This is a genomic window from Baaleninema sp. (genome assembly GCF_049974805.1).
Classification (GTDB): domain Bacteria; phylum Cyanobacteriota; class Cyanobacteriia; order Cyanobacteriales; family Geitlerinemataceae; genus Baaleninema.
Map to the genome: position 1 here is coordinate 1 of NZ_JBNGCO010000142.1, position 10,056 is coordinate 10,056.

Genomic DNA, 10,056 nt, shown 5'->3' on the forward strand with positions numbered 1-10,056 from the left:
GTACTGTAAAGCCGCCCTAGAAGGGCGGGGTTTCAAACCCAAAATTTTCGATGACCCATCACCGCCCCCCTTCTTCTCTCAAAAACATTCTGTCCGTTTGCAGTCATCTCGTGCGTCAGGTAGGCGAGGGCGTTCGTCGGTTCTCCCGTCAGCGCGATCGCGACGATTTGAACGCCTCGCTCTTCGATGCTATCCCCGTCGCGATCGCCTTAAGGGACGGCGACGGCCGCACGTACTTCAAAAATAGCTCTTGGCGGGAAAGCTTCAGCGACAGGGACGATCTCGAGGAAATCTGCGCCGAAGACCGCGATCGCGTCCGCCAAACCCTCGATCGAGCCGTCCTCACGGGCAAAAACACGACCCTCTCCTATGGAATCCTCTCAGAAGACGGAACCGAGCGTGCGATCGTCGAAACCCTGACGCCCCTTTCAACCCGCGACCAGCGGACACCTGCTGTTGTGCGAGTTCGCTTCGATGTCAGCAACTTAAAACAGGTCGAACAAACCTTACAAGAACGGGAAAAACAACTCTCTACCCTCATTCAAAGTATCTCCGACGGCTTAATCGTCGTCGATCGCCAAGGCACCATTCGCTTTGTCAACCCTGCCGCCGCCATTCTGTTCGGTCGCTCGATTTCCTCTCTCCTCGGAGAAGAATTAGGCATTCCCAGCACTGGAGATACGGTAACGGAACTCGAAACCCTCTCCACAACGGGCAAAGTCAACGTCAGTCAGATGAAAACCCAAACCCTTGAATGGGACGGCGTTGCCAGCTATGTCATCCTCTTACGAGACATTACCGATCGACGCCAAGCCGAAGAAGCCCAGCGACAAAGCCAACATCTGGCCGAACAAATCGCCGATCTGACGCCGACCTTCGTTCATATCTTCGACCTCCAGCAACGACGAAATCTGTACGTCAACCGCCACAACTGTCAGTTTTTCGGACGAACGGCCAACCAACTGCGTCAGGAGGGAGAAGCCCTCGCCCTCGAACGCATTCACCCCGAGGATATCGACCAAATCGAACGCCTGTACAACCGACTGGCGGAGGCGGAAGACGGCGAAATTTTAGAGAGCGAATTTCGTCTGAAAAACAAAGACGACCAATGGCGTTGGCTTCATAAATGGGACGTCGTCCTGACGCGCACCGCTTCCGGGTTGCCCCAACAAATTCTCGGGACGGCCATCGATATTACCGAACGCAAACAGATGGAGGAAGAACTCCGTCAAACCAACGCCCAACTGCAAGCGATTTTTGCGGCGTTACCGGATTTGTTTTTCCGCATCCGCAGCGACGGGACGATTTTAGATTACCAAGCGGGAACGGCGGTGGAACTGTATCTGCCTCCCGAGGCGTTTTTAGGGCATCTTCTCCAAGAATTGCTTCCTTCAGACATCGCCCCACAATTTCAAGCGGCGATCTCGCGCGTCTGTCAGACTCAAGAGTTCGTGACCTTGGAGTACGTTCTACCCATCGATGGCAACACCCAACATTACGAATGTCGGTTGACCCCTATCGCCAAGGACGAGACGATCGCCATCGTTCGCAACATCAGCGATCGCAAACGGGCTGAGGAACAGTTGCGCTACGACGCCCTTCACGACGCCCTGACGGGGTTGCCCAACCGCAGCCTGTTCGTCGATCGCCTCGCCCAAGCCATCCAGCGGGCCAAGCGGCGATCGCATTACCTGTTCGCCGTCCTGTTTCTCGACCTCGATCGCTTTAAGGTCATTAACGAAAGCGTCGGCCATTCCATCGGCGATCGCCTGTTAGTGGAAATCGCCCGCCGTCTCGAAGGCTGCTTGCGAGCCGCCGACAGTGTGGCGCGACTCGGCGGCGACGAGTTTACCGTTTTACTCGACGACCTGGACAACCCCGAAGAAGTCACCCGCATTTCGCGACGCATTCAACGGGCTTTGTTGCCCCCTTTCAACATCGACGGTCACGAAATGTTTACCACCGTCAGCATCGGAATCGCCTTGAGTTCCACGGGGTACGATCGCCCCGAAGACGTGCTGCGAGACGCTGATATCGCCATGTATCGGGCGAAAGAGCGGGGCAAAGCCCGTCACGAAGTCTTCGATCGCGCCATGCACGAGCGAGCCATGGAGCGACTTCAGCTCGAATCGGAGTTGTGGCGAGCTGTCGATCGACTCGGGGACAGTTTCGCCCCCCACGCCCGATCGGGCTTCGAGAGCGAGTTTAAGGTGGTCTACCAGCCGATCGTTGATTTACAAACCGAACAGTTAGCCGGGTTTGAGGCGTTAGTGCGATGGCACCACCCCACCCGCGGCCGGGTGTCTCCGGGGGAATTTATTCCCGTGGCCGAAGAAACGGGGGCGATCGTGCCGTTGGGAGAATGGATTTTAGCGGAAGCCTGTCGCCAACTCCAAGCGTGGCGAACGGGTACGAACGGTTCGGCGGCGTCGCGGTTACGAGTTAGCGTCAACCTCTCGGGAAAACAACTCGAAGAACCGGAATTTCTCCATCGTATCGATCGCGTTTTAGCCCGAACTCAGTTACCGGGAGAGGCGTTAAAGCTGGAAATGACCGAAAGTATGTTGATGGAAAATTCCGAGGCGACGATGGATGTTTTGCAACAACTGCGCGATCGCGGTATTCAATTGAGTATCGACGACTTCGGCACGGGATACTCTTGTTTGAGTTACCTGCAACAGTTTCCCGTCAATACGTTAAAGATCGATCGCTCGTTTGTCAGTCCGATCGGTGGAGATCGCGAAAATCTCGGCATCGTGCAAGCGATTCTCAATCTGGCCACTCACCTGGGGATGGACGCCATCGCTGAAGGGATCGAAACGGCCGAACAGTTCGAGTGCCTCAAAGACCTCGGCTGTCGTTACGCTCAAGGCTATTTCGTCTCTCACCCCCTCGAGGTTCCCGCCGCGACGGAATGGATCGATCGCCTCTAACGGTACTTAAACAAATTTCAAGCCCAAATAAAGCCCAAACGCACTTTGTAAGCGGCAAAGAGGTCTTGATTGAATCTCGTGAACGGTGTTCCGGTCACGACTGACAAGGGGGCCTGACAAGGGGGCGTGACGCAGGCGAAAACCCCGATATCTTGGAGGGGTATGGAGCTAAGGGGCGCAAATTTGCGCCCCTACCCAGATTTTGTCTCCAAATTAACAAATTACACCCTAATCTCAGAAGACCCGATATTTTTAAAAATACCGGGGGCTTGGAAAAACGGAAACTCTCGAATCGATTAATCCTGAACGTACTCTTCTCCTGAGAGCAACGCCATTTCGGCTCGGACGAACTCTCGTCCTAAATATAAAGCATGGTCGAGAAAGGACAACCGCTTCGGATCGGCTTTTTCGGTGATTTCCATGCCCAACTCCTTGGCGGTGCGTCCTTTGTAAACCACGGTGGGCTTGCGTTTCGCGCCGCCGTCGCAGGGAATCGGTTCTCCGGTTTCGGGATCGACAGCCAAGCCTTTTTCGTTAATGTCGTTGCTGTAGTGTTCGGCGCAAATTAGCCCCGCGTCGCGATCGACATAAATAATAAAGTATCCGTCGGGATCGAGTTCGATAAACCGTTGGGAGAGTTTGTCGTCGATGGCTTTGAGTTCTTCGGGTGTGGGAGCCATAGATATCCTGTAATTGAATTTTGCCTGTTAATTGGGCTTCTCTCGGATCGATAATTGTAGTTCGATCCGACAGAGGCGGGCAAATGCAGACAGCCCCATGCGAGGGACGTTTGACCAAAGATTGAGGGTTTCAAGCCCCGCCCTTTGAGGGCGGCATTTGAAGGCTAAAGTGAAGTCTACTCCGGTGCCGGGTGATTCGTCGGTAGCCCAGCCCGCAAAGGGTCTTTAACGACCATTGCGACATCGGTGCAGAGGTGCTAGAGACCTCTTTAAAAACGCAAGCACTCAAAAGAGTCGCGAGACCCGAAAAGTCGAGCATTTGCTCAAATGCTTTCTAAGGTATCGTGGGGCGCCCGGAAACGTAAAGCCTGGGGAGATTAGCCCTCTGGGGTCTTCAGCCATCGTCTTAAACAATCCAGTCGGAGAGTTGAAGGGGAATGGGTTCGAGTCAGCGAGTTGGCTTGGCGGAGATTTAAAGGTCGATCGACGAACCCGGAATCCCCCCGCCTTCAGGCGGGGGAGAACGTCAATCCAACTCTAACGCCAGTTGTTCCGATCGTTCTTCTGGCGTGGCGGGAAGGTTCGCCACCTCCGGTTCCTGGCGTTTTCCGCGACGGCTTTTCGGACGGTTGCGAAAGCGTTTCGAGGATCGATCGACCGCCAACCACTGCTCGAACACCAACCATCGATCGTCTTGCGGCGGTTCGATGCGATAGACGCGCAACGGCTTCTTATTCTTCTCCCGTTCGCAACGCAGACAGGTCAAAGCATACCCCAATTTGTCCAAAAAACGCCGCACGATGACCATCGGCGTAGAGTTTTTCGCCAAACCGATTCCGGTGGTGAGTTTGATATCGGCGCGATGTTGCAACGCCAATTTGGCCATCGCCTGTAAATCTTCGTCGGTGTTCCGTAACTCCCGCTGGGGTTGGTTGAGAATCTTGGCAATTCCCAAAATTTCCATGGTTCCCACTGTGGCGCCGAGTTGCGATCGATTGAAATCCGGTTGGAATACCTGGCCTTGACCCCGTTCGATGAGTTTTTGCGCCACCCGTCGATCGCGTTCGGCTAAATAAGACCGTCCCACCGTCAAGAAATAATGTAACCGGAGCTTCTTGTACCAGCCTTTATCGTCCCGCTGCACCAATTCCGGCGTCACCGAAATTTTATAACGACGGTGCAGTTCGTATTTTCGCAAGGCTCGACGATCGTTCGGGGTTTTCACCAAAGTTTTCTTCAAACTGCGATAGTCGAGGTCGTTCAACTCAGAAGATTCAGCGATCGCTTGACAGTCCGCTTCGTAATTCTGACGCTGCACTTCCGCGATTTGACGCTGCAACGTTTCCGACGGCGTTTCCGGGGTGGTGTCGTTGGCTTTGCGCTTGCGGGTACTGCGGCGGCGGCGAGTTTTCTTCGCCGGGGCGATTTCAACAATCTCATGACCTTCATCGCGCAAGGCTGCGATCGCCGAATCGCGATATTGCGCCATCGTCGCATTGAGGCGAACCGCCATTTTTGCCCAGCACATGAGAGATTCCGCTTGAAACCCGGCATCGAAATCGTCGAACGCCTCGAAATCCGACTGTTGCAACAGACGCACGTTTAACTGAGTCAGACGCTTTCCAGAACTCAGCAAACTGGGAATAGAAGTCGAACCGTTCCCGACTTTGTTGAAGCCGTAACGCGCCAGCCACAGGTGACGGGGAACCGTATCGCGAACCCGCGCGATCGCCTGACGGACGCTGTTTTCCGACTGAACGCCCTGAGCGATCGCCCACACGGACGTAAAATGACCCTGTAAATCGATACTGACTCCCGTTTCGATGGACGGCGAGGCCAATACCACATCGTAGTCTTTCAACAGGCGATCGAGGGACCCCATACAGCGATAAGACGGATGACTCGGTTCCGAAACCGACTCCGCATCCACCCGCAAAATCTTCAAATTGGGGAACTTTTTACGGAAATAAGCTTCCAGCGACCGCGTACTCCAGGGACTCGTCAACTTTTGCGCCGACAAACACACGAAGGGTTTTCCGCCCTCTTCGATGTGTTGTTCCAGTTCCCGAACGATGCGTTTGGGGGTGCTTTCCGTGTAATGATGAACCGTCCAACCTGCATCTTTCCCCGCTTTCCATTCATTCTGAACGATGAAGGGAGCGCGTTTCACCGATGCCAAGGACAGCAAATAATCTAAAGAAGTATCGCTTAAATCCGCGTCGGCGGCGAACACCTGCCCCGATTCGGCGATAGTATTTTGGACAAGGGATTTGAGCGATCGCAGGATGGGAACCCGGTGACTGCGGCAGGTGTCCGAGTTCAACCCGTGCCACAGCACTTGTTCCACTTCGTCGAGAATCACCACGGCGTTCGTCCAATCCTCCGGGTCGAACTGCGCCTGAGAATCCGGGTGTAGGGAGTCGATACACAAGCCGTAGCCGATACCGGGGTCGCTGGGGTCGCTCACCTGGCTGATATAGGGCAGTCCGAACCGCTGACAGAGCGCTTCGACCAGTTGAACCCGGTGTCCGATGACAAGAACCCGCTGTTTTTGTTCGATGGCCCGTTCCACGACGCGGCGCAGAAATTCCGTTTTTCCCGTGCCTTTGGGCGATCGAATGCCCACAAGGGAGGCGCTTTTGGGAACCGGAAGGTCTCCGAGGAAGGGTTGATTGAGTTGGATGTCGCTGCTGTAGGTCAACCGCGTCAGGGAACGGGCCCGCCAGGTGGTGAGGGGGAGGGCGCTGCTGTAGGCGCCATCGAAGGCCTCGGTTCCTCTGTTGGCGATGAAGTCGTCTACCCCTTTACCCGCTTCCGGGTTCCAGGTGACGACGCGCACGGGACATCCGGCTTGGCTGAGGAGGTATCCGGTGCGGCGGATGGCGCCTTGGACGGCTTTGACGGCGCTGGGTTTTCGATCGCGATCAAAGACCAAATAAACGGGGCGTTTGCCCTCGGCCAGCATTGATAATTGGGGAATCAGGCGAGATTTGCCGACGCGGTTTCCCCATTCGTCCCGAGGTACGCGGTAGCCGCCATGAATGCCGGGAAGGGCGACTGCTGCGTATCCCGCACTGAGTAAAGCTCCCGCTTTCTTCGCCCCTTCCGTAACGCAGAGGGGAACTTCCGGATGGTTTAAAAGCCACTGCCAAAAACCGAAATCCGATTGCGCGTTGTCGATATCGTCGTGAGAGAGTCCGACCCCCGCGCGATCGGCGATCGCCTTCCACAAATGTAGCGGAACCCGCAACGCGAACAATCCCGTAGCGGTTTTGGGCGGATGTTCGTATTTAATGGGTTTGCGTGCGGCGGCGTCGAGATTGCCCTCGAGAGTTCCGTCGAATCGATCGCGCGGTTGGTTCGGTTTGAAACAGCCCCAGAGATCGTCTTTCCCCGTCAGAAGATCGATCCCCGAACACCACCAACCGCCTTCTTCGATGTGGCGGTAGCGTTTCAATACCGAATCCCGAAGGCGGCCGTCGTTGCGACGGGGCAAATCCTCCGAGTAAAACAGGTAATCATAGGGGAGCGTTCCGTTGAGAGGCACGACGTTCAGACGGGTCAATTCTTCATCGACCCGACTTTCAGACCATTCCAGTAAGTGATTCACGTTTCGGTTGGGTTTTTTTTCGAGAGTAACGAGCTTATCTGAGGATTAGGACTCTATCATACGCCATATGTAGTGTGTCAACCGTTTTTTTAGAGAACAAAAACACTATATATGGCGTAGTCCTCGATACCCTTATCAAAGCGGCCAGCAGAAACCGTGACGCCAGCCAAAAGGCTCGCGCCTGCGGAAGTCTCGATACACTGTAAGTCAGACGTTAGCAGTCAGACCGAGAGGGTCTGACCTTTGTCTATGTTTCTTTTCCAACGGCTCCGCCAGTTTTGGCAGGCTTTGACCCAAGACGAATCTGAATCGGCGATCGAAGCGAAGTTAAACGTTCGTCTTCAGCGAGCCGTGCAGGGATTACACAACGTCTTTCAGAAACACCACTTGCAACCAGGGATCGATTATTATATCAGACAAGGAAACCGCCGCCAAGGATTTCGGTCACAGCAAGCGATCGCAATTTCCTTAGACAGCCCTCGCGCCAATCAGATGGTGCGATCGCACCCCGAAGTCCGCGCCGCCTTCGACAACCTATTACGTTGCCTAGGCGACATCGACGGACAGGCCAAATATCCCTGTCGCCTCCCCCAATTCCCCGCCTACGTGGAACGGTGGAAACAAGCCAACCGAGGATAGTCGTAGGGTGCGTGACTTAAAAAATCGGGTGTCAATCGTAAGAGCGATCGATCGTCACGCACCGACAATGTATTTTCCCCATCATCCCATCATCCCATCATCCCATCATCCCCTCATCCCCTCATCATCCCCTCATCCCCTCATCCCCTCATCCCCTCATCATCCCCTCATCCCCTCATCCCCACTACCGTCTCCGCCACACCTTCACCGTCCCGTCCGCCGTACCGCTGACGAGGGTTTCGCCGTCGGCACTCACCGCCACCGCCATGACCGCGTCGGATCGATCGCTGAGTGTGGCGATCGATCGACCGCGAACCATATCCCAAATCTTCACCGTACCGTCCGCACTGCCGCTGACGAGGGTGTTTCCGTCAGTACAGACAGCCAGAGACGTGACCGAACCGGCATGTTCCTTAAGCGTCTGACGAGAGCGGTTTCGATCGAGATCCCACAGTTGCACCGTGCGATCGCGACTGGCACTAGCCAGGGTACGACCGTCGAGACTGAAGGCGAGTGCGTTGATCGGTTCGCCGCTGTCCGCGAGACTTCGATCGCGTTCCAAACTGCCCCGTCCGCCGTCAAACCGCCACAACACGATCGACCCATCTGCCCCGCCACTGGCTAACATCGACCCGTCAGGACTGAACGCCAAAGCATCCACCCGGCCGCGATGGGCCTCCGTCCGACCGCGATCGCTGGCCGAAACCCGCTTGCGCTTCGGCGACACCTTCACCTGCCAAACCTGAATCGCCCCCTCAAACCACCCACTGGCCGCAAACTGACCGTCCGGACTCATCGCCAGCGATCGCACCGACCCCGCCGCTTCCTCCTCGTCCGCCAGACTCTCCACCAAACTCTGTTTCTGCAAATCCCACAACTTCACCGTCTTGTCCCAACTCCCGCTGGCCAGCAAAAACCCATCAGGACTCACCGCCAACGCACACACCGGACTCTCATGTTCCGACAACACCCCCAACGATTCCCCCGTCTTCAACCGCCACACCTGAATCGTCTTATCGAAACTAGCACTAACCAACAGTTCGTTATCCGGAGACACCACCAGGGCGCTGACCCAGTCCCCGTGATCCGTCAAAGTAAACACGCAATCCCACTGTTGCTGAGGAACCTTCACCATAAACGTCGGCAACCCCACCGTCCCCGACGACGCCGACGGACGGGACGCTGAAGACTCTACAGGCGTCACACCGCTTTCGCTGGCGGCCGGTTCTTCCCTCGGCGGGGACGACAGGGGCAACCTGGGGGAAGCGGTACTTTTCTCCTTAGACGACTCGCGACCCTCAATCGAAAACATGGGAACCGTCGGTGTCCTCGGCGGGGCCGTCTCCTGGCGGTGCGCCTGGTCCCCAGAGGCGGCCGGTTCGCGACGCCGTTCTAAGGGTAAATCGAGAGAAAACTTACCTGAAGCGGGGGCGTCTTCAGACTCCCCTTCCTCCAACGGCGGGATTTCCTCGTCGCGGTCGTCCTCCTCCTCGATTTCCGTCGGAACCGGTTCGACATCGATGGGGACTGAGGCGTGCCACTGATGGCGCAATCGTTCCAGTTCGTCTGTTAAATAGTCGATTTGCAGTTCCAACTCGTCGATACGCTGAGGGAGTGGCGAATCGTTGAGATAGGCGATGGTTTCGGAGAGGGACTCGTGCAAACTCTCGTATTCCCCCTGAAGTCGAAGTAATTCCTGACGCACCGCCGATTCCGGTGTCGGGTTCCGCCAATGAGGAGAGGGTGGCGTTGTGGGAATCCTGGAGAAAGCATTGGGGTCGCCGAGTTGCGATCGCAGGCGATCGATATCGTAAGACAATTTCTGATGCACCTGAGCGATGGCGGCCATCGCCTGACGTTGCGCCATCACCTCCAGATTGCGGCGGTTCGTTAAGTTCAGAAACAGCGACAGAGAAATCGGCACCCCAGCAAAGACGAATCGACCGGACACCGCTGCCACAAACGTCCCCACGACCGTACTAATCCAGCACAGATATTCAGCAATTTGCAGTTGATTGGGAGAACGACGCATCTTTTACAGTGAACAGTGAGTGGTAGGGTGCGTGACTTGAAAACTCGAGTGTAAATCGTGAGACCGATAAATTGTCACGCACCGTCAATGTACACCGCCAACATACAAGGGTGCGTGACTTGAAAACTCGAGTGTAAATCGTGAGACCGATAAATTGTCACG

5 protein-coding genes are annotated in these 10,056 nt (G+C 55.6%); 2 read left to right on the plus strand and 3 right to left on the minus strand.

Features of this window, described 5'->3' with window-relative positions; genetic code table 11:
• The first annotated feature begins 50 nt into the window (after positions 1-50).
• A complete protein-coding gene (locus ACP5D4_RS19355) occupies positions 51-2,933 on the plus strand; it encodes a sensor domain-containing protein (protein WP_428013255.1) in 2,883 nt (960 codons plus the stop codon).
• A gap of 296 nt (positions 2,934-3,229) precedes the next feature.
• Here ACP5D4_RS19355 and ACP5D4_RS19360 read toward each other — a convergent pair whose 3' ends face one another.
• A complete protein-coding gene (locus ACP5D4_RS19360; protein ID WP_428013256.1) occupies positions 3,230-3,613 on the minus strand; it encodes a DUF4346 domain-containing protein in 384 nt (127 codons plus the stop codon).
• Positions 3,614-4,139: 526 nt separating this feature from the next.
• Positions 4,140-7,223 carry a plasmid replication protein, CyRepA1 family gene (locus tag ACP5D4_RS19365; RefSeq protein WP_428013257.1) on the minus strand — a complete coding sequence of 1,028 codons (3,084 nt, stop codon included), beginning with the start codon at positions 7,221-7,223 and terminating at the stop codon, positions 4,140-4,142.
• A 243-nt stretch (positions 7,224-7,466) separates the two neighbouring features.
• On the opposite strand from ACP5D4_RS19365, the gene ACP5D4_RS19370 reads away from it, so the two are divergent.
• Positions 7,467-7,862 carry a hypothetical protein gene (locus ACP5D4_RS19370; protein ID WP_428013258.1) on the plus strand — a complete coding sequence of 132 codons (396 nt, stop codon included), beginning with the start codon at positions 7,467-7,469 and terminating at the stop codon, positions 7,860-7,862.
• A 184-nt stretch (positions 7,863-8,046) separates the two neighbouring features.
• On the opposite strand, the gene ACP5D4_RS19375 is transcribed toward ACP5D4_RS19370, so the two are convergent.
• Complete coding sequence (locus tag ACP5D4_RS19375; RefSeq protein ID WP_428013259.1) at positions 8,047-9,894, minus strand: WD40 repeat domain-containing protein; 1,848 nt, start codon at positions 9,892-9,894, stop codon at positions 8,047-8,049.
• Positions 9,895-10,056: the final 162 nt, after the last annotated feature.

Coding starts and splice junctions, on each gene's coding strand:
- ACP5D4_RS19360 (WP_428013256.1), bottom strand. CDS start 3,613: ATGGCTCCCACACCCGAAGAACTCAAAGCCATCGACGACAAACTCTCC.
- ACP5D4_RS19355 (WP_428013255.1), top strand. CDS start 51: ATGACCCATCACCGCCCCCCTTCTTCTCTCAAAAACATTCTGTCCGTT.
- ACP5D4_RS19375 (WP_428013259.1), bottom strand. CDS start 9,894: ATGCGTCGTTCTCCCAATCAACTGCAAATTGCTGAATATCTGTGCTGG.